Genomic DNA, 22,929 nt, shown 5'->3' on the forward strand with positions numbered 1-22,929 from the left:
AATGAGGGGATCTCTGAGGGTTTGCAGGTGTAAAAATCTTCAACCAGACTTTTGCATAAATGAGAAAAGGCATCGTCAGATCTGACAGTTGACTCAATAAGAGCGCGGGGGTCAGCAGGAGCCCCAAATGAAAAAACCCAAATTGGCAGCAGATACGGCGGCTATGATGATAGCCACCGAGTATGTGATGGCGTCAAAAGTAGCTATACGAGCGCTAATGAAACGCCGGGGGTTGAACAGCTCGGATGTGGCTCGCCTTATCAGCGTCAATCCGGGGACCGTCAGCCGCTGGCTATCCAGCTCCAGCGGCCACTTCTTTGATTTGCATCACTATGCCCTGCTCTGCATTCAGCTGGGCATCCCTCCCGCCACGTTGCTGCCACCAGCGGAATGGACTGACGGAGGACTGCAAGCCAGCCTAAAGTACATCATCACACTCCCTGAGAAGGAACTCGCTTTTCTCATCGCCGTCAAAAAGCTGGCTGATGACTGCTACACGGGCCATTAAATCTCCAGCGGCCAGAGCCGCTCCTGCTCCAGCATGGCCAGCCTGACGGCCTCGCTCAGTTGCGTGCGCGTCACGTCGCGCACAGTGTTATCAGCCAGTACCCAACGGGCGGTATCATCCGGCCCCATCGCGTCAGCGCGGCGCATCATGCGTTGCTGGCTCAGCTCGTCGCCGTCAAATCGCAGACCATCCACGGCCACGACGATCGCGTCCACGGCGGCCTGCCGCTGCGCCTTGCGCGCATCACGCGCATGGCGTTCCCGCTCTGCTGACTGCATCTCTGCCGTGATCTGCTTGCTCCAATCGATACTCATGGCATCACCTCCGACTCGGTCTCATAGGGCGGCAGGGGGACGGGGCCATCCATTACCGTCATCGGTACAGCGAAGGCGGCAGGGAACAGTGTTTCACGCGGGGCATGCGCCCCGTGGGGAACGCGGAGAGTCAGGGATATTTCCCCGTCCGTTCGTGTCACATCCGATGCAATCCACGGGGAGTCGATGGCGGAAACGGGCAAAATATCGCCCTCACCCAAGGGGGTGAAATCCAACACCGAACCGTTGAGCTCCAGGGCGTCCCCACGCACTTCGGCTATTAGGCGATCATCGGTACTAAAGGGGCTCAATTTGATTTTCATCTACTGTTTGCCTTCAACGTTGATTAGTGCCAGCGGCCAATGACCCCCACCAAGAGGGTGCCGCTGAAGCTGGCCATGGATAACCCGCCCTGAAGGACGTAGCTAGAATATGACATCCCTTGCGTCGTCAGCACCGGCCAAGGCCGGTTACCGCCGCTGCCATACAGAACCTCTGCGAAGCTGCGTGCCACACCGACAAAATTTACGGGATAGTTCACCGTTACCAAGGCTGAGCTCTGGAATATCCCCCCCACAGCCGACGTAATAGCAAACGATGAAATAGACGGGTTGCAGAAACACACCATCAAGCCGCCCAAGAACTTGATGTACATTCCGTTCGCGTTTTCACCTGTTTCGACAATGGCGCCGGTGGGAAGCCCGCCCTCCTGGGAGACGGAGCCCACGGCGTTTTTGCTATCGAACTGCGTATAAATCAGGCCGGGGGAACTGTTCGCTGGGGTCTCAGTGCTGCCCGTATTGACAAGAGAGAGCTCGACACCAGGGCTGCATCGCGCCCGGATATACTGCGTGTAAATATTGCCAGGGGTGACATAAATGTCATACACATCCCCCCCACCAGGATTGGTAAAGCAAATGTCTGAAAAAATAGCATTCTGCCTTCCCTGGTTTCGGGCGATAACGCCAATGGATTTGGGGCTGTTGTTAAACCCACGAATTATTATTTCCACTTTATGAGAAAACTTGTTGTACCCAGCATTCCCAAATAACTCGATTATTTCAGTCCGCCCTTGCGGAATAGTCACTGTGGCAATCTTGCACCAACTCAGCGACATCGGGAAATTCAGGAAGACCTCATGCTGCTTGGCTTCCATCGCCGCCCTGGCCAATGCCGCCGTTGTCGCCTTGCTCAGCAATGACTGAGCGAACGCGGGCAGGTCGATCAGTTTAGCCTCCGTACTGGAGTTGAACACGGGCAGCTTGTTTGCCGCCGGCACCACGGCCTGCAACGCTTTGAGGGAGTCAGAGGTAGGCTGAAACGCCGACAGGGCCGGCACCTCTATTTTTTGCCCGTCAGGCGCCGTCAGCGGCACCATCCCTGCACCCGTGAGCACTTGCTGCCAGCTATCGTACTGCCCCTGCGCATACGCCAGCTGCGCCGACAGCTCACGTGAGAACGCGGGGATCGTGCCCGTCCGCGTGATGTCGATGGCGTACGCCTGAGAGTTGGCCGTTACCCCCGCATAGACCACAACCAGGTACAGGACTGTGTCTGACTCCACGTAGTCGATTTCATAGGCCTTGCCGTCCGGGCCATAGAAAGCGTGGCCCTTGTCGGGTTTGTAGACAGTACTCTTCCACTGAGTGCCGAAACCGGTCACCTTTTTACTGCCGTTCGTCACGCTGACCGTGCCAACGCGATACCATAACCCCGCCATTGATAGCTCCTAAAAAAAAGCCCGGCACTAGGCCGGGCAATGGATGTTAAACATCAGGTCACGGAAATTAGCCACGTTGCCATGGCAGGGAATTGCACATTAGCGATTCGATCTCCCCCCACTTTTTCTACAGCAAACGTCACATTGGCGGTCGTGTTTGCGGGGATCTCAATCGCCGGCTGCAACCAGGCCGTGAACGGCGCATTCGATACCCCGGTCGTAAACTCGCCGGTGACCTGGGCGCTATCCACCTCAACACCGTTTAGATAGCAGACAAGACGTATTCCAATCGTACCGAAACCGGACACGGCAGCCGTCGCCTGCACCCCTTTCACACAAATCAACACTCTTTTCCGGCGATATGCCGGAATAGATATATTCGCCGAGGCCCGCACCATTTTTGTTATATCCCCGTTGACTCTCGTCACGTCGAGATCAGCCAAAATAGTGCAATTTTCCTTTATCGTGACATTCTGGAATGTACCTGAATTAGCCAGCACATTTCCCTGAAACGTCCCGCTAGTGAAATAGACATCGCTGCCGTAAAAGCGGCCGCTTGAGTCAATACCGGCATTCCAGCGTTTGCCATACGCACTGAACGCACCACTGGCATTTTCACCCAGCCAGATATCCCCACCCCTGAATGAACCTCCCTCGATCAACGAGCCCACCAAGTGCTGCACGTCGATATACTTGGCGATCACATTGCCGATCTCTGCCGTGTCCATCATGGCGTGGTTCATATAAACCGTGCCGTTTTTGATGATGAACGGGTTTCGCTTCGTCGTGATGCCTCCAGCACGCGAGAGCACGGCGAACACATCGGCGTCGATCACGAAGCTGGTCAGGATCGAGCTATCGGCGGCCAGCGTGACCGCCAGGCCAAAGCCACCCCCGACTCCGTTGATCTGCGCCTTGGTGTACCATCCCGCCTCTACCTGCCCGGCGGTACTGGCCTGAGCCAACGCCACCGTCTGCACTGCGGCAGAGGTACTATCCGCCGTGGCCTGCACAGTATCCACCCGCTTACTCAGTGCCGAGTCGGCATTGGCCCTCGCCGTCGCCTCGCTCTGGATGGCTGCCACATTGGCCCTGTCACCCGCCTCGTATTCGGCGCGCATCACCTGCTGCTGCTGGGAGAGCGCCTCATCGGCGGTGGACATCGCCGTCTTGGTCTCCAGTATCTGGGCCGAGAGACTGGCATCCGCTGCCTGGTACTCGACCTGGATCAGCTCCACGGTCTGGGCCGTGGCTTGCTGCTGGTCAGCCAGCACCTTCTGATCCCGGCGGATCTGGCCGGATGCCTGCCGCTGCCGGGTTGCCTCGGCGGCGGCTCCCAGCGCACCGAGGATTTGCGCCTCGGCGGCGATGTCCACGCTAGCGTTGATCCCCTCGAATTTGCTGGACAGAGATGAGCCATCACCGGTCACCACCTGCTGCAACTCGGTGATGGCTGCCGTGTGGCCACCGGTCAACGCCTCCAGCGATGTGAGGCGCTGAGCCTGCGCGCCGTTCGCTGTGGCCACAGCCTGAGACAACTCGGTGATGGAGGCCGAGATCGTCGCGTCCGCCTGCTGCAGTGCGGCCTTGACCTGCTCGACGCGCTGAGCATTGGCTTCGGTTGCCGAGGTGTTGGCGCCGATCTTCTGCTCGGCGGCGGCCAGGCGCTGGCCCTGGGCATCCACTTCGCTCTTTGCGGCTTTCTGGGTCAAGGTGGCATTGGTGGCGTCCAGAGTCTGGCTGACTTGCGTCACCCGATTGCCGAGCTCATCCATCTCCGACTTCGTGGCCGTCTGTGACAATGTCCCATGCATGCCATCGATCTGCTGCTCGACAAATGTCAGGCGCTCGAACTCATCGCCGATCTCGGCACGAGTCACGCAGGTGTTGACGATCCCCTCGACAGCATCCAGATGCTGGCTGACCGCTGTGATTTCGGCGCCAAGTTCGGAGCGCACCGCGTTGACCGCGTCCATGGTGATTTCACCTGTTGTCGGGTCAACGCTGAACACCGCATTTCGAAAGTCAGCGAAATCCACGCTGTAGCGGTCGATGCGCTGGCGCAACTGCTCTTGCACCAGGGAGACGTTGACGTAGTTCTCGCCGAGCTGGTTCTGGGCATTTTCGAGCAGGGTTTTGACGTCCTGCTCGCGTTGGTCCAGCGCGGTCAGCGCACTGCCCAACTCAGAAAGCGAATCGCTGATCCCCGGAATGTCGGCGATCGGCTTGCGCAGCTCCTCACGCAGATGCTCGGCGCCGATCTCCCCGTCCAGCACATCCAGGATCGAGGCGGCGTCATACGTCGTCCGCGCCCGCGCGGCGAGCAGGCCCGACTTGCCATAGGCGTTGACCGCCCGCAGCCAGACGAAATACTCGGTATCCGGGCGCAGGCCCTGCAGGGTCATGTAACTGGCAATTCCCGCCTGGTTGGCCTTCTCCATCACCTCACCAATGGGGTGATCGATATGGCTCCACCACCACTCACACAGCACGCCGTAATCGTGCCCGCCAGCGAAACGGGGGCGCAGGGCCAGCGACCAGTTTCCCGCCTCCACGTCCACACCGATCGGGGTCGCCGGCACGGCAACAATGAAATTCACCGCGGCGACGGGGGACGGCGCACCCGTCATGGCGATCGCCCTGACCTGCGCGGTATAGTTTCCGGCGGCCAAGCCGTTTACACGGCAGGATTGACCCGGAACCTGGGCCGTCATCACCGTCACCGGGGCGGCGCCCGGAGTCAGGCGCTGAATGATCACCTGGTTGTAATTGACAGTGCCGCTGTTGCGCCAGCTGAGCACCCCCTGCACGACATCACCGACCGCCTCCACGTCATAACGCAGCTGATCCGGCATCGCCACGCCGCCTGTCGGCAGCGATGTGATCTCCGGGCGTTCCATGGGTTTGCCGATGGCATCCGCCCAGAACAGCGGGGAGTCCTCACGCAGTGTCAGATCGACCCCGCCATTGAGACTGAATGACCAGTCCGTGATCCGAAACTCAGCGCCATCAATGCCAAGCGCTGGAATGAACAACCGAATAGTCTGGCCAGGGCGATAGCGCCAACCAGATAGATTGACGGAACACGTCAATGTTCTAGCCGCTCTACGCTGGCGCAGGATCACATTCGCAATACGCTGCGCTTGGTGTGGACTGGTTACACAGCGCAGATCCAGATCTTCCAGCATCGGAACGCCGCCATCCTCCTCCACCCACTCCGGCACGATGACTGCCGGGAAGTCAGTCTTTTTAAAGGTGATCGGGTCAATGAAGGTGCCTGCAACCTGGTTGATTTTGTCACTGCTCGATGGCTCCGGCAGCAATTCCAGATCGCCGAGCAACTGATGGTGGCGCAGCTCGTCACTGGCGGGTCCATAGTAGGCGCCGGCCAGGATGCCGAACTTGCCGCCGATGTAGGTCGGCTGACCACAGCATGCCATGTGCAGGGCCTCCAGCACTTTGGCGCGCGGCTCTGTCAGGTCGAATTCCACGTTGGTGGTATAGCGCGGCTCCACCTGGCCATCCGCGACCGTGACTATCTCGTCACAGATATTGGCGGCAACGATAAACTCGTCCATGCGGATCTCGTCATCGGGCACGTTGAGCCAGCTGCGATAGTAGTCGAGGATCACCAGGGCGCTGTTGGCACTCCACTTCCACTTGCCATCGCGGGGATCCCATACCGACTTGCCGAACTTCTCCGCTTTGATATTGGGTAAACCGGCGGGGAACTTCTCGGCGTCAAACTTGAGCGAGAGGCGCAACCAGGTGATCCCCTGGCCTATCATGTCCTCCGTCCAGTCTGCGCACTTCTCCAGCATATAGGGGTCACAGGTCTGGCGGTCGGCATGCAGCTCCCAGCTGACCAGATCGCCATAGGTGCCGACCAGATCATCGCCGAGCCAGAGGTCGCCGATGCGGGTCAACTTGGTGCCAGCCAGCACCAGGACGAGGTGCAACCACTCCCCCTCGTCCTGCTCTCCCTCTTCTTCCGCAGCAAAGCTCAGCAGGCCGGACGAGATCACCCGACCATAAACACAGCTCTTGTCACTGGCGGCCGCCCGCAGAACCTGACTTCGTTCGCTTGCACTTCGGTAGTCGCCGAGACTGGGCTTTTTCATGGTGAGCATCATTGTTGCGCTCATCACTGCCGTTCCGATGGCGATAGCAACAGTCGCTGAGACAACTAGGGCTGATCCAGCGCCTGCGGCGATACCAGCAATAATGGGGATAGCTGCAGCAGGCATTTACTCAACTCTCCAGGCAAATAGGGGAACGACATCGGGGATGGGGCGGGCCCCCTGCTCGGTCATGGCCCATACCTGCCCCGCCCACATCACGGCGGCGGTCTGGCCGTGGGGCCCCTCGAACACCAGGGCGTCGCCGCGCTGGGCCATGGCCACCGGCACCCGCTCAAACAACGCATCGAGAGCGGCGGTAATGCTGCCATGGGTCTTGGCCAGAACCCGCTTGGCACCAGTCTCGGTGCTGTAGCGGCCACGATAGGCGGCGGCGGGATCCCTGTCGCAGGCAGCCAGGCAGACATCGGCCACGAACAAACAGCAGTCGTTTTCACCCCAACAAAAAGGCCGCTCGGAGGCGGCCTGAATGCACTGAATGATGCGGATTTGCCAGTCTGGATGGCGCATGGTCAGTCCTTATAAACGAAGCCTGGGGCGTCCTTCTTCGAGCCCCAAAAAATAGACCGGTCGGCCATCTCGTTCTGGAAGCGGAAGAAGCGATCACTGGGGTGAATGCGGCGGTGACTCTCGTCGGTGTAACGCTGGTTCAGCCCCTTCTGCCAATCCTCGAAGATGTTGGAGATGGTGAGCTGAATGGTGTTGGTCTTGCCGGCTTTTATGGGGGTCTGGGCGATCCGCCCCTTGAACTGCAGACTAGCATTGAGCGGCGTCCCATCGGGGCCCATCACCACTAGGTAGAGCCAGGCCATTCGATCCACGATGCGCTCGCGCATTACCTCTGCCAGCATGCTGTCATCCAGCCCCCCCAGGGCCACCGTCAACTTGGTGGGCGAGGTGGAAAGCTGCTCTTTCTGTGGGCCGACAGACCCCATGGAGCCCACGCCGTAGTAGGTTTCCCCGCCGATCACCAATGGTCCAAGGCCGGAGTGAACGCGGCTGACGCCGCTTACAAGATCCAGCTTGAGCGCATAGAGCGCCGAGACGTGGGGCTGGTTCAGCGCGGCGACCACATCGGGATCAAGGCCAACGATCATGGGTAGAAGCTCTCCACGAAAGACAGGGTCACATCGGTAAACACACCAGGGGAGCGCTGAAAGGTCACCGCCTTGTCGTCCCGCAACATGAAAACCCCGCTGGGACGGCTCACCGAAAGAGGGGTGCCGGATGGGTAGTCGCCACGCAGCATGGGGGCAACCCGGATCAGCGCGCCACCGCTCAGGTCTGAGGTAACATCGGCCAGCACCCGTTTCAGCTCATCACCGATCTGGATCCAGTCGCCTACCTGTAAAACTTTGGTGCCCGGCGTCCAGCCGCGACTGGTAAACATCTTGCGCATCGCCAGCGCCTCCGTCACGACCGGGACGCCGCGCACCGGCTGGGGACTACCGACCAGCCGAGCCCCAAAGTCCCAGAGGCGCACCCTGCCTGCCTGGCCATCAAGGGAGAAGACCAACGCCTCCAGTCGCCGGGCCTTGTCCACGGGCAGCCCCTTGAAGCTGACCTGCATCACGACTTTCGAACCAGGGGTTTCGACCGTCTGCACCGAGCCCGTCCAGGGAGACTCAAAGGATCGGGTCATGCTCTCCAGCCCCAGACTCATCTCGCCGGGGATCACGTCCACCGGCCAATCAATCACCTCAGCCATACGTCCTTACCCTATCAGTTTGCGGATCTGGCCGTAGCTAGACACATCCTCAACCACCATCTGATAACCCTTCCTGGCGCCCGCTTCTGCGCCTTGCCGCGCGGCCTGCTCGCAGGCGAGGGCCAGGGCCGCATCGCCAGCACCGGACACCGCCAGATGTTGGATGACCGTCACCCCACCACCGCCACCGCCCTGCCCTGCTGCCCGCTCAAGAATGGCGGCGCTGTCGCGGCGACTGGTCACATTGGCCGGACCGCGCACCAGGGTGCCGTTGACGAACTCATCGCCCAGCTCAGACACGATCCCGAACTGGTTGGCTGGGATATATCCACCCTTGTCGAACATGCCAGCAAGGGTCTGGCCTGCCACAACGCCGATAGAGGCATAACCCAACGCCTTGACGCTGGCCGCCAGCGGAATGCTATACGGCGCAGGAACGGCACCTAGCGCCTTAGTAGCCGCATCTTCTGTTGCCACGATCATCGATGGAATCGCCGCCGCTTTCTGCGCCGCAAACAGCACTTTATAGAGGGCGGATTGTTCCATCCCAGCCTGCTGCATCGCCGAGGTAGTGATGCTCATCTGCTGCTGGGTGAAGCTCAGCAGTTCGGCAGCCACCGTGGCCTGGTACTCGCGCTGCTTGTTGACCCGGTCGTTTTCGATTTGCAGCAGGCGAGCCTGGTGATCCTGCTCCAGCTGCTCACGGGCACTGTACTGCTCCATTTGCAGTTGCATCTGCAGTTCGTGATTGCCGGCTGCTGCATCATAGGCGCTGGCATACTGCCGCTGCAGGCGTGACTGGGCATCCTGCCATCGGCTCTGCTCTTCGATTATTGAGGCGCCATAAGCCTCCTGAGCCTGCACGGCGCGAGCGTCGTACCAGCGCTGATCGACCCCAGCCAAGGCAGCATTGCTGTTTTCCAACAACGCCTGGCGCTTGGTTAGCTCGCGGGATATCTGGGCGGTTTCCTCACGAAAAGAATCAACAGCCGCATAGTTGGGGGGCCTAACCTTCTTTGGTGCATCCGGGATCTCCACAACACCGACAGGGCGGCCAGTGCCGGGGGCAGGCAGTGGAGCCTCACCATCACCTGCCGTTGTGGCTTCGGCAATCTTCTGGCGGAGCAACCCGAGGTTCTTGAAATAACCATCCCAGCCGTTACTCTCGCCGATGTTCAGAAACGACTTGACCCGTTCCTCAGCCTGAGACAATGCCTCGCCCATTTTCGCAAGATGGCTAAAGGCGGGGGCGGCAGCACCTTCATCATTGGATGCAGCGATAAACGCCTTCTCGGCCTCGTTGTACTCGATCTTAGCGGAAAACAGATCAGCCCGAGCCTTGAGGTAGGGTGCTCGCATCGATTCATTCAGCAACGGTTCAATCTTGCCGATCGTTTGGTCAAGCCATTGCATCAATGACTGCAGGGCTCGACTGGCTTGCTCTACCCCATCGATCACATAGAGCGCGATCCCCTTCCCCAACTCGGCAAAGCCGCCCTTGGCCTCGGCACTGTCGGTAATCCACGTCCTGATCAGGCGCGATCCCTCCGCCACAGCAGGGGCCATGCTGGCCTTAACCTGCTGCCAGAGCGCCCCCATCACCGACACCAACCGATCAAGCTCGAGACGGGCATCACGCACCGCGGCAAACTGGCCACCGGTGAGCGCCATCCCCATCGACTCGATGCTGTCAGCAAAGGTCAGCAACTCCCCGTTGCGTGTGTAGAGGGTGTCGAACAACTCGGCGGCAGCGTCATTCAGCTCGTCAAGCCAGAATCGCGCATCGCTGGCGCTCATCTTCTGCAACTCAGCGGTGAAACGGCGCAGCTGCTCATCCGGTGAGAGGGAGGCCCAAGACTGCGCCGACTGACCGATCTGTTTGAAAAAGTCTGCCATGGGGCCACCGCCTGTCTTGGCGGCATCGGCAATCTTGACGTTAAGATCCTTGATCACGTCCGCCAGACGCTCACTACTGGAGCCCGCCCACTCTGCAGCTTGGGCGTAGGCATGCCACTGCTGCGCAGCGATACCCACATTGCGACCGAGCTGGGCAGTCTGATCCAGCGAACTGTACGCTGCCTTGATGCCAGCGAGAGCGGCTCCAGAGCCGATAGCAATCAGTGCACTACGCAGGCTGAATATCTGCGCGATCGTGGCCTGCACACCGCCGGCCACCGCCTTAGCACCGTTAACGATACTGCCGCCAAAGCTGGTGAAGTCGTCCCGTGAGCGTTTAAGCTCGCTGCGAAACTGCGCAGCATTGAGCCCCAGGGTGGTGACCAGGGAGCGAAGTACGGCCATGGAGATTCCTTACCCAAGCAACGCCTTAACGGCAAGCCGGGACTCTTCTGGTGTGATGGTATTGGGGTCTTTCGGGGTGGGATGCAGACGTTCGTGTTCGAGCCAATACCACGCCAGCCAGGTATTCAATTCGGAGACCGGCAGAGCCATGATCTCCGTGATGCTCTTGTGTAGATCCAGCGCCAGGCGGATCACCAACTTCGTGGTGTCGCTGGCGCTTATTCGTTTTTTTCCTGCTCCAGCGCCTTCTCGCCCATGTGATTGAGGCGCTTTGCCACCGGTAGCAGCCGGTCAACCAAGGACATGGGCATGGCGTCCATCAGCTGAGGAACATCGTCTTGGGTAGCCAGCGGCTCTCCATCCTCGTTGACCATGCAGGCCACGAGCAGGGAGACCATCCATTGGAAAGGGTTGTCGATCAGGGGGGTCCCACTGATCGGGTCAAAGTTGCGCTGCTGGTAATCCTGCAGTCCAGCGATGGACATCTCACGCACGATGATTTCCATGTCGTCCCCAAACTCAGGGGCAGGGACGCGCTCATGGCGATAGGCCAACTTGTTGAGCAGGGCCGCCGCCGTGACAGTGGGCGCCTTGGTTTTTTTGTTCGTCATGGTTGATTAGCCCCCTGCCGCCTTGCCCCAGGTCACGGTGCCGTTTTGCTTGCACGGCACCACCCAGTCGATAGTCTTGTCGCCACTGGTCTCGTCGCGCATATAGCCCAGCAACACCACCTCATACTCGGCGGTAACGCCGTCTGGCCACTGGTGCTGGATGATGACGATTTTGCGAGCGCGGGCGGCGGCGAAAAACGCCTCCTGACCAGCGTCGCCGTCGTAGGATTTCCCCTTGAGCTCCTTATCGGGGCCGTCGAACAGGCCCGCGATGTAGCGCTTACTCGTATCTTCTAGGGTCGTCTGCTCCTGGGTTGGGGTTTTCTCACCGACCTGGCCGATGCTCATCATGCCGATCACCTGCTGAAAGGTAGTGACGGCGCCCTTTTCCTTGAACAACGTGATGGTGCCGGCGCCCAGAACGGCGTCTTTCGGGGTAGCGCTCATGCTCGATTTCTCCGATTGGTGGTTTGGATCTCAACGATGGCGCGCAGCTGGCTGCCGCCCTCGCTCTTGGCGTCCCGCGCATCGAGCACGGTCACCCGTTGAAATTCGGTGGTCGTGGTGTTGTCCAGCGCAGCAAGCCGGTTGGCCAGCTCATCCAGCTGGGTGCGGCGGGTGGCATACAGGTCGATCTGCCAATTGTGGCTCTGGAGGACGTTCCCACCCTCCAGGGTGCGGGCCGCTTGCACCGGCGAGGTGAGGAAGTAGCCTGCCGCCGGCAGCTCGGCCTCTTGAGGCACAGTATCGGGGTATGGCTCAAGGCCAAGGGCACCGCTGATCAGCCGGTGAAACGCGTCTCTGAAAATCATCGCAGCAATGCCTTGTCGATGGCCGCTGACAGCGTGGTGCGCTGGATCTCCAGCGCGTCCTCGATATGGCGGTCAAATGCCGGGCGGATAAAGGGGCGCGCCTCGATGCCTGGGTGAATAAGGCTCTCTTGCCCTGGGCGGTCGCGTCGCAGGTGGGCGCGCTTCTGTGCCTTGGCAGAATCGCTGTGCTTCTTGAGGCTGGCCCCCGAGGCGAGGCTGTGCTCGCGGGTGCCGTGCTCCAGCCAATAGGCGTACACCGGGGCGTCGATGGCTTTACCTGCTGCCACCTGCACCTTGTAGCTCTTGAACACCCCAACCGAGGCCACCACATCGGCCCAGGTGGGATTGCGCGGAATGCTGACCCGCAGCTTGATGCTCTCGCCAAGCTGACCGGTGTCGTGGTCCCAGTTCTGTTCGTACAGCGACTGGGTATCGGCCAGCACCGGCTGAGCCGAGGTACGGGCGACGTCTCGTAGCACCTTCTTCTGCACGGCCAAATCCAGGTTGGCGAGCTGGCTTTCCAACTCATCGAAGCCGGACACATCGAACGACGTTGTCATGAGTCGACCCTCTCGGCGGTAATTGTCAACCAGGCGCGGCGCTGGTCTGGCTGAGCCAGCTTGATGTCCAACACCTCACCCGATGCCGCCAGCCGGATGCGCTGCGCGGTGGTCACACCGTGGCGGTGGCGAATGCGGATGCTGTACTGCCCCTCACTTACCTCTCGCCCAGCACGGATCTGCTCGCGCCCACCAATCATCTGCACATCCGCCCAGATGGGGCTGGATTCATCCCAACCATCGAGAGGCTGACCAACGGCATCACGGCCAGCCTGGCGGGTCAGCAGGGTGATGCGGTCTCGCAAACGGCCTGCAGGCATTGTTCCTCCGGCAATAAAAAACCCCGCCGGAGCGGGGTTATGTTGCTGACTTAGTTACCAGTCAGAACGACTGATGGTGAAGCTACGCTTCATTTCATCACCAAACTCAAGAAGCTTAGGCTTCACAGCATCTAGATCCCCTCGAGTTTGAATTGGTAGTTCCATGGCAGGATAGGACCCAAATTCACTGACAGTTGCAGGCATGTCAAGAAGAAGGTTTTTAAAGTCTGTTTTAAACTTGCCCTCTTTAGTCTCAACCTTCATCGTGAACTTAACTCTCCACGATGCCTTACCGATACATTCGAAACCGGCACATGGATAATTGATCATGCCATTGCCAATCAAAACTCCATCAGCAGCATTCTGATACTCGATGACCGACTTGGCTGATTTAAAGTTTTCAGCGATCCATTTCAGAGAGCCTTCATAAATTTGTCCCTTTGACATACCAGGAACATCATAGATTTGAGAAAACTCTCTATCTGATGGGTTAACAGGCATATCCGCAGGGGAGGTAACACATCCACTTAAACCAACAGCCACTGCCACCGAAAGACACTTTTTCATCCTATCCTCCTGAACAAAGAGAGGTAGGATATCGTTTGAAACCAATCGCCTTCAATGTAAATACACCATGGAATAGTGATCAATCCCTCACAACTCTGGATACAAGATCCGGTAAGGCCCCAGTAGATGGGCATACGCCAGCGGCACCTCGCTGACGGTTGCACCTGTGATGATGGTTTCCCGGTTCTCATACAGCTGGCCAGCATGCATCAGGATGGCCGCGACCACCGCTTGGTTATCGAGGGTCAGGCCGTAACTGTCGGTGTCGGGCACTGTCTCACCGGCGGCATAGAGCTGGCGGCCCATGTAGTTGGCGGCGGCCTGTTCTGCCGCCCCCAGGTACACCCCCAACAGCACATCTTCGACGCTGTCGGCGGCGTCCAGGCGAAGCTGTTTTTTCAGCAGCACCACATCAAGCAGAGGCACGGCGGCCTCCCTTACCCTTGCTTGGCGGTTTCTTGCTGGACTCGGCATCGCCATCGGTGGCGTATCGGGCGAGACCGGCTTGCACCAGCTCGTCCGCCTCTGCTTGGTTGGCAACGGTCAGGGGATCCCCGGCGTTGCCGCTCCGTTCGCCAAACAGCGAAGTCGTAAGAATCACGTGCATAACGCACTCCTATGCATCGACTCAAACAAGCCGGGGCCATGCCCCGGCATTGGTTATGCCTTGATGGCCAGCGCCTTGACGGCGGCGGTATCTTCGAGCAGGGCGTCGAAGCGATGGAACATCAGGAAACCGACCAGACCGAACTCGGCGTACTTCTCGGCTAGGCGGCGCAGAGCCATACCCTTGACGCGGCGGATCTGGAAGTAGCTGAAATCGCCGTAAGCCACGGCCTTGGCCCCTGCTGCCACGCTAGGCATCCCCTGGTCGATCTGGTACTGGTCGCCGTCGATGGTAGCAGGGGCTACACCGGCCACGTCCGGCAGCCAGAGCGGGCGGCCATCGCCATCCTTCATCTTTTTGAGACCGAGCAGGGTGTTATCGTTGAACAGCCAGCGAGCGGTGGCGAGACGATAAGCCGGATCCACCGCGTGCTTGAGATCGAGCAAATCGGCATGGGAGAGTGAACCGGATGCCGCCGAAGTCACACCGCCAGTGACCTGATTGAGCAGACCCTTGATGTTGTTGCCAGCACCACTGCCACTGATCAGCTGCTTAGCCTCGCCACGCCCCAGGCGGGAACCGAGGCGGCGGGCAACCAGCCCGGTGATATCGACACCGCTGTCCTGCAGCAGCTCGTCGGAGATCTTGACGATGTTGGAGGTCATCTTCTTGGCCCCGATGCTTACCTGGCCGAACTCCGCGTCATCTTCGGTAGTCTCCTGATTCTCACCGACCATCACCCCCTCTTCGAGGGTGCCGTCGGTGGTCACCCAGGTGATGGGGTTGCCGCTGTCGGTTTCGAACACAGTGGCGATATTGGCGAGGCCGCCGAACGCCTTCATGGTTTCGACCACCCGGTTGCGGAACTCGGTCGGCACGGTGAAGCCACCCTTGGCATCATCATTGGTCACCTGAGCGCGCATCTCTTTGAACAGCTGACGCTGCTCGCCGTCGAGCGCATCAAACCCGCCACGCAGCACAGTATCGAGTACCTTCAGCTGGCGAGCCTCGGCAACACTGGTGTTGGTGTCGATCAGAGAGCGGTGCTCAGGGTTGTCGTTGAGGTCGTCAGAATCCAGCTTGATCAGGCGCTCCTCTCGGGAGATGGCCGCATCCAGATCGTCCAGCTCCTTACTCATATCCCCCCACTGCTTGGTCAAGGCATCGTCCCAGCGCTTCTCGCTGTTCTCGTCGTTGAGTTTGCGCATCTGACCGGCGATGGTGGCGCGCTTCTGCTTCATTTCATGCAATTTCATGGGGCATCTGCTCCGTTAGGACAACAAAAAACCCGCCGAGGCGGGTCAGGGTTTACAGCGCGATCAGGCGCCGATCAGCTTCAATTCTCGCTCCCGTCGCAGGCGTTCCTGCTCTATCTGGGCTCGACTCTCGGTGGCCAGGTAATCCTGCATGGAGCGGGAGGCAGCGGCAGAATCCGGGTAAGCCGGGAAGGCCACCGGGCCGACATCGTAGAGGCGGGCAAACTTGGTGATCTCGCGGATCAGCAGGCCGTCATCGTCGTAGTACCAACGTTCGCCATCGTGGGCCACCCGAAAGTTGAACGAGCTACCGTCGATGTCTCCCCGCTGCAGCGGGGCCAACACCATATCCCGCACCGTCTGGGTGTCCGGGGCGGCGATCTCGTAGCGCAGGCCGGTTTCATCCAGGGTCAGGCGCAGGGTGCCGCTCTTGGTGCGCCCCAGTACGAAGTTGGGGTCGTGGTTGAACAGGCCACGTACATCGTCCTGCATCACGCTGTCAAAAGCGCCGGGCTTGATGATCTCGCGAAAGCCGCCGAGGTTTTCGCTCAGGCTGTTGAAGGTAGCGCCGTAGCCGATGATCTTGGCCCCTTGCCCCTCCGCACCGGGATCGGCGCGCACCTCGCAGCGGAAGAAGCGGCGCTCCCGATCACTGGTCGCTGTTGCTTGGGTCATCTTTAACCTCGTCGTTGGTGTTTTTGTCTTTATCGCCGATCAGCTTGCTCGCGTTGACAGAGACCAGCATCTCGTCCAACCCATCCCTCGGGTTCTTATCTTCGAGCAGACGGACCTCGTTGCGGGACATCCAGCCATCGGTGATGGCGTAGTGATAGAACTCGGCCCGCTCTTTGGCAGTGCCGCGCAGCAGACCGGCCAGGTTGAACTTGACGTAGTAGCCCGCCCGCCGCTCCATGTCCGTGAACAGCTTGCGGTTGAGCTCCATTTCCCAGCGCACCACCCATGGCATGATGCTGTGGCGCACGAAGTGGATAGCCTGCTCGCTGATGTTGGAGAAAGTCGCCTTCTCCAGGTCGTTGATCATGTGGCTGGGAACGTTGAACAGCCCGGCGATCTCGCTGCGGTTCATCTTCTGGGTGTCGAGGAACTGCGCCTCTTCCGGCGAGATGGTGATCGCCTTATAGTCCAGATCCCCAGAGAGTAAGGCGGTGCGGCCGCTACCATTGCCGATGCCGCCCTCTTTCCAGGCGGATTTCAGGTTGGCACGGTGCTGCTTGCCGATATCGCCAATGGCATTGGGGGTCTTATCGATCAGGATGCCGGAGGGGCGACCACCACCACCGAAGAACTGCGATCCGTATTTCTTGGCCGCCAGGCCCAGGCCAATGGTCTCGGCGTGGTAGCGGATCGGGCTCATTCCCCAGTAGCGGCTACCGCCAAACCCCTTGATGTGGGCGGCGTCATAGATCGGCAGGGCAAACCAGCGTTGCTCCTGGGCGTCATAGGCCGGGTAATACCAGCCGGAGGCACCTTTGACCGGCTCGCCGATGTGTTCCGGTTCGAACAAATCCAGCTCGATCAGCTGACCACGCCGATCACGGCGCAACCGGGTGATGGCGTTGCCGTTGGTCAGCACCACCTGCTGGGCCTGCTCGCGCCAGTCATAGCTGGATTGCCACTGGTTCGGCGAGGTGGAAAGCAGGGCGTGGGCCGGGTGATCGTTGCCATCCACCACGTTGCTACCGTCCCGACGCATTACATGAAGCGGAAGCTGGGCCATGTTGCTCGACAGCCGATGGACGCAGGCATAGACCGCCGCCAGGCGCATGGCGCTCTTGGCGGTGACGGCGATGCCGCTGTCAGTCACCGGGGCCAGGCCAAACCATTCGGCCAGCGCCGGATCTGACGAGGCCAGCACCTCTGCGCGCGATTCACCCCCGAGCAACATCCCGAGCATGGCGGTCTCCCCATCGTTTCAAAATTACCAGGACGGCGACCAGGGCCAGCCCCATCAGCAAGCCACCGACCAGCAGCAGGGCAGGACCGAGGCCATAGGTGAAGTAGGCCCCGGCGCCAATCAGGCAGAGGCCGAGCAGCAGCGCTGCGTCAATCAAGACGCGCATCAGTCGGGTCATAGTCATCATCTGCATAGGGGCTCATAAACTCGCCCTTGTTGAGCATGGCGCGACCAACGGCCATGATGGCCGCGACGGCGCCGTCGATCTTGGCGTCGCGATTCCCCTTGCGAGGGAACACGTTTTCGTTGGCATCCTCCTTCGCCATGACGTTGGAGATCATCCAGTTGAGCACCGGGTTGCCGTCATGGTGCAGGCGCCCGGAGGCGATCGCCGATTCGATCTCCTTCATCGGGGCGCTGAGGTGTGCCGTAGTCTGCGGGATCGCCACCGGCAGCCAGCCTGCCGCCGCGATTTGCTGGGCAAGCTGAGCCGAGTTCCATGGGTCGTGCGGCACCTCGCGGGGCGAGTAGACATTCGCCAGACCGATCACCTCCCCCCCGATCTCGCCGAAATCGATCTCGGCGCCGTCGGTGGCATTGAGAGCAGGCCCGCCGCTGTTGTGCCAAGGGGTGGCGATCCACTCCTGATAACGCGCCATGTTGCGGTTGTCCGGGTCGTTGACCGTTTCCTCCGGCAGCCAGTGGCGGCTGAACAGGTAGTAATGGAGCTGGCCGTCCGACTCGTAGCGGGCGAACACGATTACCATGGAGCAGACGTCGAGCTTGCTGGCCAGGTCGAGCGAGAACCAGCAGGGGCAACCGATGAAGTCCTCTATCCTCAGCGCCGGGTTGCTGGCGGCTTGCCAGTGGCCGAAGTTGAAGAAGGTGACGGCGGCAGTCGTCCAGACGTTGCAGTGTTTGATCAGGTACTTGGTCTGATTGCGAGCGCTGCGCTTGGCACGTAGTAACTGGGCCGCTAGGTAATCTTCGAACACCGACACGCCAAAATTGGGATTGGCCTTGCGCAGGGCCTCGATGCTGTAGGGATCATCCCCATCATCCAGGGTGTAGATGAGTGCGAATAGCTCGTCATCGGGTTCGACCCCCGCGAGCATCTTGACGCACTCGTCCCAGAACTGCTTGCAGGGGCCGGTCGGGTCAAAGCCCGCCGTACTGATGACCAGCATCAGCGGCTGTTCACGGGCCCCCATGCCAGTGTCCATGGTGTCGAACAGCTCGGCGGTGTCGTGCTCGTGGTACTCATCGACAATCGCCAGGTGGGGACTGGAGCCATCGCCGGGGTTACCAATGATGGGTTCAAACACAGAGCCATCCTGGCGCATCATCTTCTTGGCGGCGACCATGACACCGAAATGACGACGCAGGTTGGGCAGTTGGTGCGCCATCTGCATGGCGGGCTTGAACACCTCCCACGCCTGCTTTTCAGTCGTCGCGCCGCAATACACCTCAGCGCCCGGCTCGTTATCGGCGGCGAACATGTAGAGCCCGTTCCCGGCTGCAACGATGGACTTGCCATTCTTGCGCGGAACGAACAAGGCTGCCCGCCGAAACCGGCGCAGTCCGTCTTTCTTTCGCTTCCAGCCGTAGACGCAGGCATGAAAGAACAACTGCCACGGCTCCAAGGTGATACGGCGCTGAGCCAGCGGTAGACGCCGCCATTTCCCCTTGGTGTGAGGGAGCAGTTGCAGAAACTTGCAGGCCCGCTCGGCGGCGGCGATGTTGAACCGGTATGGGTAGGCTTTATCCTTGACCTTATCCAGATCGTCCAGGTGACGCTGGCAGGCCTGCCGAACATAGAGCCCTGCGGTGACCCGACCCGAGACAACGTCGCGGGCGTACTTGTTCGCGGCGTTGACATTCGGATTGGCGGCCATGGTCAGAAGATCCTAAATTCATTGTCCCCCTCGGGGTCACCGCCTCCGCCACCACCCATCAGCCGCCGGTAACTGGTTGGGTCAAGACCGAGCAGACTGCCGACCCGCACCAGGGTAGACAGCGCATCCTGACGCACTGCGACCGCCGGGTGCTTCTTGATCCCACTCTCGGTCGGCGTGGTAATCCCATCCTCCTTGATCATCTTCTTGGCGCGAAGATAAAGATCGAACGAGTCGCAATAGGTCAGCACCAGCGGCAGGTGATCTTCAGTGAGCTGCTTACGGTTGATCAGGATCTTGATGGTTCGCTTCCACAACGCAGCAGCAGTAGCGGAGTCCTGTAAATCTTCGGGGACTGGTGGTGCCCTAGTGATCAGTTGGTCGGAGGCAGCCGCCGGCAGATCTCCGCCAGATGGGCGACCTCCTCCTGCGGCTCTTGCCATAAACACACCTCATGTAACATAACACTGGAAAATTTTTCTTATTTCCCGCCCGTGTAAAAATCCCTGGGCGGCGGTACTAAGGGGCTTGAGACGGTAGGGATTTGACCACCCCCGCCCCGCCTGACCCGCGCCGCGACTGGATCTCGGCGGCCTTTTTGGATCTCTTGAGGATCTCGCCGAAAGGGTGCCTGGGGAGGGCTGTTTTCTGGGTTGGCGTTCAGTTTCACGCCAGTTCACCGCCGGTTCAGCCGCTCGTTCGCGGTCTTAACCTTGTGGTGAGCGGTACAAATGGACGCCAAGTTGCTCGGGTCATCCGTGCCGCCGTGCGCCTTTGGCACCACATGGTCAACAATGTTCGCGGGGGTGTATATCCCCTCGCCCAAGCAGGTAAGGCAAAGGTATCCATCACGCTGCAAGATAGTTTCCCGCAGCTTATCCCATGCCGAACCATACCCGCGCTGATGCCTGGACAACCCAGCCTGATATCGCTCCCACCCAGAAACGCGGTGAGCCTCGCACAAGCCGGACTTGTCATTGGTCAGAGCACTGCAACCGCCGGGATGGCGGCATGGCTTCATCCGTCTTGGCGGCATGGTCACTCCACAATAAGGGCCGCCCGCTGCTGCTATTGGCATCGCTGCATGGCGCTAGCATTGGGCGGCAAGGTAAATCAATGCGTATTCCTTTTGGGAGACCAAGGGATTGCATCACCAGTTATCTGCTGAATAACAACCTTGCGGTCAGACTCTGATTGCAGATGGCGCGTGAATGCGAGGAGAGCGGCATTGCTCTCTTTCAGCGCCCTCCCTGCTTTACGCAGTTGGAGCAGCGCATAAACGTTAAGGCAAAACGAAAGCAACAGGATGGCACCGGTTAACATGGCATTACTCCTTTCACAAAGGCATGGACTTCACCAGGTTGGTTCCCCTCCCTCGCTGTCCTGTTAGGTTAAGAGCCCATGCCTTTGTGTTGAGTGAGGCGCTGGCATCACGGTCGAGCCCAAAGGGTCAATCGTATCTGATGCTGCTTGGTCGCCGGTCAGTCAGCGCCTCGGTACTCATTGCTTGATGCACTCACGCACATCGGTAATCCACAACCCCGCTTTTTGGGGTTTCATATGTAGTGAAAATCCGCGCCTCAACGACCCGTCGAGGACGGGGGGCTGGGGGGAGTACCTTTGACCTGGGGGGTGGGGTATTGCGGTAGTTGGGTTAACGGGGTTGAGTCAATGAGAGATAGGCTCTTTCACAGGCTAGTCCTGACGCTCGAGCTCGGTCATACGCTGCTGCCAGCTCACCCGCTCTCTCGTCAGCCCGGCTGAGCAGGTCGGCGAGCACCATGGCAGGATGTCCGGCTGCCGGGCCTCCTTGGGCAGCCCCGGGATTGCTGGCGCACTGACTTGCTCGGGCTGCCAGGCGGCGGGCTTGCTCGCGCAGCCGGCCAGACTCAAGGTCAGCAGCAGCGGCATCAGCCTGCGCTTGGGCGATTTCTTCTTGTGCATGGTCTCTCACCTCATCGATTTCAGCCTGCCGGCGCTGCTCTTCCTCCCGAGCCTTCAGCTCAGCCTTAGTTCTGGCTGTGGCAAGGCGGGCAGCCTCTTCATTCCACTTTGCCTGCCAGGTCTTGCGCTCCCCCTCCTCCCCAGCAGCATGACCGGAGCGATAGAGCGCCACACCGCCGCCGGCCAGGGCGGCTATCACCAAGGCACCGGCCAGGAACGGCAGCACCTTGCTCTGCTGAGTCACTCCCATCACACCCCCTTGCACTTCGCATTGAGGCGCAGCCGGTCTTTCCAGAGCCCGGGGCATACCCGGTTCCCCGGTACCGAGCAGTCCTGGTTGCCGGAACGCTTGAATAGCAGGATCGCCTCGCAGGCCCCGGGGTAGTCGCCAGCGTTCAGGCGCTTCACGATGGTGGATCGGCAGAAGGCGCCGGGACCGATGTTGTGGGAGAGCTCGACATAGGCGTCGAACTCATACTGGTGGAGTGGCACCTTGATGCAGGCCTTGAGGGCATTCTCGAACACCCGCACCTCCCGAAGGCTCCTGTTCACCGCGGCGACGGGCGTGATGGTGTCACCCATCTTGACCCCTTCGGTGCTCCCAAAGCCGATAGTGGGGAGCTTGGTACCGTGTACGGGGTCGGGGTAAGCCATCGGCTCAAACCCCTCCCGATTCAGGATCCCCACAAAGCCGGCAGCACTGAGAGTGAGCGCCGCTATGGCAATTCGTACTTTTGTCATGCCTACCCCACCTGCTTGGCGCGTGGCTTGATGATGTTCGACCAGATAAACCAGCCGATCTGAACCGAAAGCCACACAAGCGTCGCGATCAGCACCCAGTCATTCAAAGAGACACCAGCCCACGACATACTCACCACCGCTACAGGAGGGGCAGATTTCGCAGTTTCACCGACCACAGTGGTAGCGATCTGCTCATGGCCTTGATTCATGAATCCACCCCAGAAACGAAAAAACCCCGGCTAAGCCGAGGTTTGAGAGCAAGAAACAAAAAAAAACCGCAACCTTTCGGGTGCAGTCTTCCATCGTTGGCAATCAGCCTACACAAAATTGCAGGTGGCCGTCAAGCCACCCTCACCTGCACAAGCAACAACCCCGCCGAAGCGGGGTTCTAGGGGCAAGTGACTTACCGCGTCGTATACCAATAGCGCGCCTGCGCCGCTGACTCCTGCTGGTGGCACCAATCCAGCACGGCCAGATAGAGCGGATACCAGCCCAGCTCCCATTGCCCACGGGTCAGTCCACCAGCCAACGGTTCAATGGCGCGTCTGATCTGAGTACCCGGGATGGGGCGTAGCCCGGTACCACCACAGCGTGGGCACACCTTATCAATCGCCTTGCCGTGCAGGCGGCTCAGTTCCAGGTCGCGGATCACTCCCCGCCCCCGGCAGAACTGCGGGTGACAGGAAGCCCCAGGAGTGTCAGCAGTGCGGCAGTAGTGTTCCAGGGCCAGCTCGGCCACCCGGCGCAAGGCCATGCCATGGCCACGTTCCTTGTTGGCCCCCACATAGCGGGGGGCAATCTTGGTGCACTCGGCTTGCACAGCTAGCAGGGCCTTCTTAGCATCCCCTAGGTCTTTGCAGTAACGCGCCATCACCAGCGCCATGCCGGCACCATTGTGCTTCTGAACCATTCCCAATGCCGTCATCACATCACTCTTTGTCAGATGAGAACGCTCCGTTGACTGGGCCTGATAGGCCTGCAGCATCACAGAACGCGGATCCCCTACGGTAA

General features: G+C 60.0%; 30 protein-coding genes. 1 reads left to right on the forward strand and 29 read right to left on the reverse strand.

Features of this window, described 5'->3' with window-relative positions; translation table 11 throughout:
* The first annotated feature begins 127 nt into the window (after positions 1–127).
* The gene (locus tag BN1134_RS11865; RefSeq protein WP_052449477.1) at positions 128–508 is read left to right on the forward strand and encodes a helix-turn-helix domain-containing protein; all 381 of its coding nucleotides are present in this window, start codon (positions 128–130) and stop codon (positions 506–508) included.
* On the opposite strand, the gene BN1134_RS11870 is transcribed toward BN1134_RS11865, so the two are convergent.
* The 29 genes from BN1134_RS11870 to BN1134_RS12010 form a co-directional block, all read right to left on the reverse strand.
* A complete protein-coding gene (locus tag BN1134_RS11870; RefSeq protein WP_052449478.1) occupies positions 505–822 on the reverse strand; it encodes a DUF4376 domain-containing protein in 318 nt (105 codons plus the stop codon). The two genes, BN1134_RS11865 and BN1134_RS11870, sit on opposite strands and share 4 nt — an antisense overlap.
* On the reverse strand, positions 819–1,145 hold the full coding sequence (locus tag BN1134_RS11875; protein ID WP_042047458.1) for a hypothetical protein: 327 nt from the start codon (positions 1,143–1,145) through the stop codon (positions 819–821). The genes BN1134_RS11870 and BN1134_RS11875 overlap by 4 nt, the downstream gene beginning before the upstream one ends.
* 23 nt (positions 1,146–1,168) lie before the next feature.
* Positions 1,169–2,542, reverse strand: coding sequence for a hypothetical protein (locus tag BN1134_RS11880; RefSeq protein ID WP_042047459.1), 1,374 nt, complete (start codon positions 2,540–2,542; stop codon positions 1,169–1,171).
* Between the two features lie 53 nt (positions 2,543–2,595).
* The gene (locus BN1134_RS18905) at positions 2,596–6,675 is read right to left on the reverse strand and encodes a phage tail tip protein J-related protein (RefSeq protein ID WP_052449479.1); all 4,080 of its coding nucleotides are present in this window, start codon (positions 6,673–6,675) and stop codon (positions 2,596–2,598) included.
* 114 nt (positions 6,676–6,789) lie between these two features.
* The gene (locus BN1134_RS11890) at positions 6,790–7,191 is read right to left on the reverse strand and encodes a DUF6950 family protein (RefSeq protein ID WP_042047460.1); all 402 of its coding nucleotides are present in this window, start codon (positions 7,189–7,191) and stop codon (positions 6,790–6,792) included.
* A gap of 2 nt (positions 7,192–7,193) precedes the next feature.
* Positions 7,194–7,778 (reverse strand): hypothetical protein, encoded by a 585-nt coding sequence (locus tag BN1134_RS11895; RefSeq protein ID WP_042047461.1) that lies wholly within the window; start codon positions 7,776–7,778, stop codon positions 7,194–7,196.
* Complete coding sequence (locus BN1134_RS11900; protein WP_042047462.1) at positions 7,775–8,389, reverse strand: hypothetical protein; 615 nt, start codon at positions 8,387–8,389, stop codon at positions 7,775–7,777. The genes BN1134_RS11895 and BN1134_RS11900 overlap by 4 nt, the downstream gene beginning before the upstream one ends.
* A gap of 6 nt (positions 8,390–8,395) precedes the next feature.
* Positions 8,396–10,690 (reverse strand): hypothetical protein, encoded by a 2,295-nt coding sequence (locus BN1134_RS11905; protein WP_042047463.1) that lies wholly within the window; start codon positions 10,688–10,690, stop codon positions 8,396–8,398.
* A gap of 9 nt (positions 10,691–10,699) precedes the next feature.
* Positions 10,700–10,840, reverse strand: a complete 141-nt coding sequence (locus BN1134_RS11910) for a hypothetical protein (RefSeq protein WP_156991752.1) — start codon at positions 10,838–10,840, stop codon at positions 10,700–10,702.
* Between the two features lie 68 nt (positions 10,841–10,908).
* Positions 10,909–11,301 (reverse strand): hypothetical protein, encoded by a 393-nt coding sequence (locus BN1134_RS11915; protein ID WP_042047465.1) that lies wholly within the window; start codon positions 11,299–11,301, stop codon positions 10,909–10,911.
* Between the two features lie 6 nt (positions 11,302–11,307).
* Positions 11,308–11,748: a hypothetical protein gene (locus BN1134_RS11920; protein WP_052449480.1), complete on the reverse strand. Its 441-nt coding sequence runs from the start codon at positions 11,746–11,748 to the stop codon at positions 11,308–11,310.
* Entirely contained in the window at positions 11,745–12,113 is a 369-nt protein-coding gene (locus tag BN1134_RS11925) for a hypothetical protein (RefSeq protein WP_042047467.1), read from the reverse strand. The genes BN1134_RS11920 and BN1134_RS11925 overlap by 4 nt, the downstream gene beginning before the upstream one ends.
* Positions 12,110–12,673, reverse strand: coding sequence for an HK97-gp10 family putative phage morphogenesis protein (locus tag BN1134_RS11930; RefSeq protein WP_042047468.1), 564 nt, complete (start codon positions 12,671–12,673; stop codon positions 12,110–12,112). The genes BN1134_RS11925 and BN1134_RS11930 overlap by 4 nt, the downstream gene beginning before the upstream one ends.
* Positions 12,670–12,993: a phage head closure protein gene (locus tag BN1134_RS11935; RefSeq protein WP_042047469.1), complete on the reverse strand. Its 324-nt coding sequence runs from the start codon at positions 12,991–12,993 to the stop codon at positions 12,670–12,672. Before BN1134_RS11935 ends, BN1134_RS11930 begins: the two co-directional genes overlap by 4 nt.
* A 54-nt stretch (positions 12,994–13,047) precedes the next feature.
* Positions 13,048–13,560, reverse strand: a complete 513-nt coding sequence (locus BN1134_RS18910) for a DUF4468 domain-containing protein (RefSeq protein ID WP_084214793.1) — start codon at positions 13,558–13,560, stop codon at positions 13,048–13,050.
* A gap of 87 nt (positions 13,561–13,647) precedes the next feature.
* On the reverse strand, positions 13,648–13,986 hold the full coding sequence (locus tag BN1134_RS11945; RefSeq protein WP_052449482.1) for a head-tail connector protein: 339 nt from the start codon (positions 13,984–13,986) through the stop codon (positions 13,648–13,650).
* Positions 13,973–14,167, reverse strand: coding sequence for a hypothetical protein (locus BN1134_RS20045; RefSeq protein ID WP_042047471.1), 195 nt, complete (start codon positions 14,165–14,167; stop codon positions 13,973–13,975). The genes BN1134_RS11945 and BN1134_RS20045 overlap by 14 nt, the downstream gene beginning before the upstream one ends.
* A 53-nt stretch (positions 14,168–14,220) precedes the next feature.
* Entirely contained in the window at positions 14,221–15,423 is a 1,203-nt protein-coding gene (locus tag BN1134_RS11955; RefSeq protein ID WP_042047472.1) for a phage major capsid protein, read from the reverse strand.
* Positions 15,424–15,486: 63 nt separating this feature from the next.
* Positions 15,487–16,098, reverse strand: coding sequence for an HK97 family phage prohead protease (locus BN1134_RS11960; protein WP_042047474.1), 612 nt, complete (start codon positions 16,096–16,098; stop codon positions 15,487–15,489).
* On the reverse strand, positions 16,073–17,338 hold the full coding sequence (locus BN1134_RS11965) for a phage portal protein (protein ID WP_198133177.1): 1,266 nt from the start codon (positions 17,336–17,338) through the stop codon (positions 16,073–16,075). Before BN1134_RS11965 ends, BN1134_RS11960 begins: the two co-directional genes overlap by 26 nt.
* Positions 17,313–17,504, reverse strand: a complete 192-nt coding sequence (locus BN1134_RS11970) for a hypothetical protein (protein WP_042047476.1) — start codon at positions 17,502–17,504, stop codon at positions 17,313–17,315. Before BN1134_RS11970 ends, BN1134_RS11965 begins: the two co-directional genes overlap by 26 nt.
* Positions 17,488–19,233 (reverse strand): terminase large subunit, encoded by a 1,746-nt coding sequence (locus BN1134_RS11975; RefSeq protein ID WP_042047477.1) that lies wholly within the window; start codon positions 19,231–19,233, stop codon positions 17,488–17,490. Before BN1134_RS11975 ends, BN1134_RS11970 begins: the two co-directional genes overlap by 17 nt.
* Before the next feature lie 2 nt (positions 19,234–19,235).
* Positions 19,236–19,676 (reverse strand): phage terminase small subunit P27 family, encoded by a 441-nt coding sequence (locus BN1134_RS11980; protein ID WP_042047478.1) that lies wholly within the window; start codon positions 19,674–19,676, stop codon positions 19,236–19,238.
* A 233-nt stretch (positions 19,677–19,909) separates the two neighbouring features.
* Positions 19,910–20,311, reverse strand: coding sequence for an HNH endonuclease (locus tag BN1134_RS19325; protein ID WP_332309660.1), 402 nt, complete (start codon positions 20,309–20,311; stop codon positions 19,910–19,912).
* Between the two features lie 35 nt (positions 20,312–20,346).
* On the reverse strand, positions 20,347–20,556 hold the full coding sequence (locus BN1134_RS11990) for a hypothetical protein (protein WP_042047480.1): 210 nt from the start codon (positions 20,554–20,556) through the stop codon (positions 20,347–20,349).
* 331 nt (positions 20,557–20,887) lie between these two features.
* Positions 20,888–21,484: a DUF2514 domain-containing protein gene (locus BN1134_RS11995; RefSeq protein ID WP_309295576.1), complete on the reverse strand. Its 597-nt coding sequence runs from the start codon at positions 21,482–21,484 to the stop codon at positions 20,888–20,890.
* Positions 21,427–21,918: a lysozyme gene (locus tag BN1134_RS12000; protein WP_042047483.1), complete on the reverse strand. Its 492-nt coding sequence runs from the start codon at positions 21,916–21,918 to the stop codon at positions 21,427–21,429. The genes BN1134_RS11995 and BN1134_RS12000 overlap by 58 nt, the downstream gene beginning before the upstream one ends.
* A 2-nt stretch (positions 21,919–21,920) precedes the next feature.
* The gene (locus BN1134_RS12005; protein ID WP_033132437.1) at positions 21,921–22,127 is read right to left on the reverse strand and encodes a hypothetical protein; all 207 of its coding nucleotides are present in this window, start codon (positions 22,125–22,127) and stop codon (positions 21,921–21,923) included.
* Between the two features lie 194 nt (positions 22,128–22,321).
* Positions 22,322–22,843, reverse strand: a complete 522-nt coding sequence (locus BN1134_RS12010) for an antitermination protein Q (protein ID WP_232300634.1) — start codon at positions 22,841–22,843, stop codon at positions 22,322–22,324.
* Between the last annotated feature and the right edge of the window lie 86 nt (positions 22,844–22,929).

Origin of the sequence: Aeromonas simiae, assembly GCF_000820125.1 — a bacterium.
Lineage (GTDB): Bacteria > Pseudomonadota > Gammaproteobacteria > Enterobacterales > Aeromonadaceae > Aeromonas > Aeromonas simiae.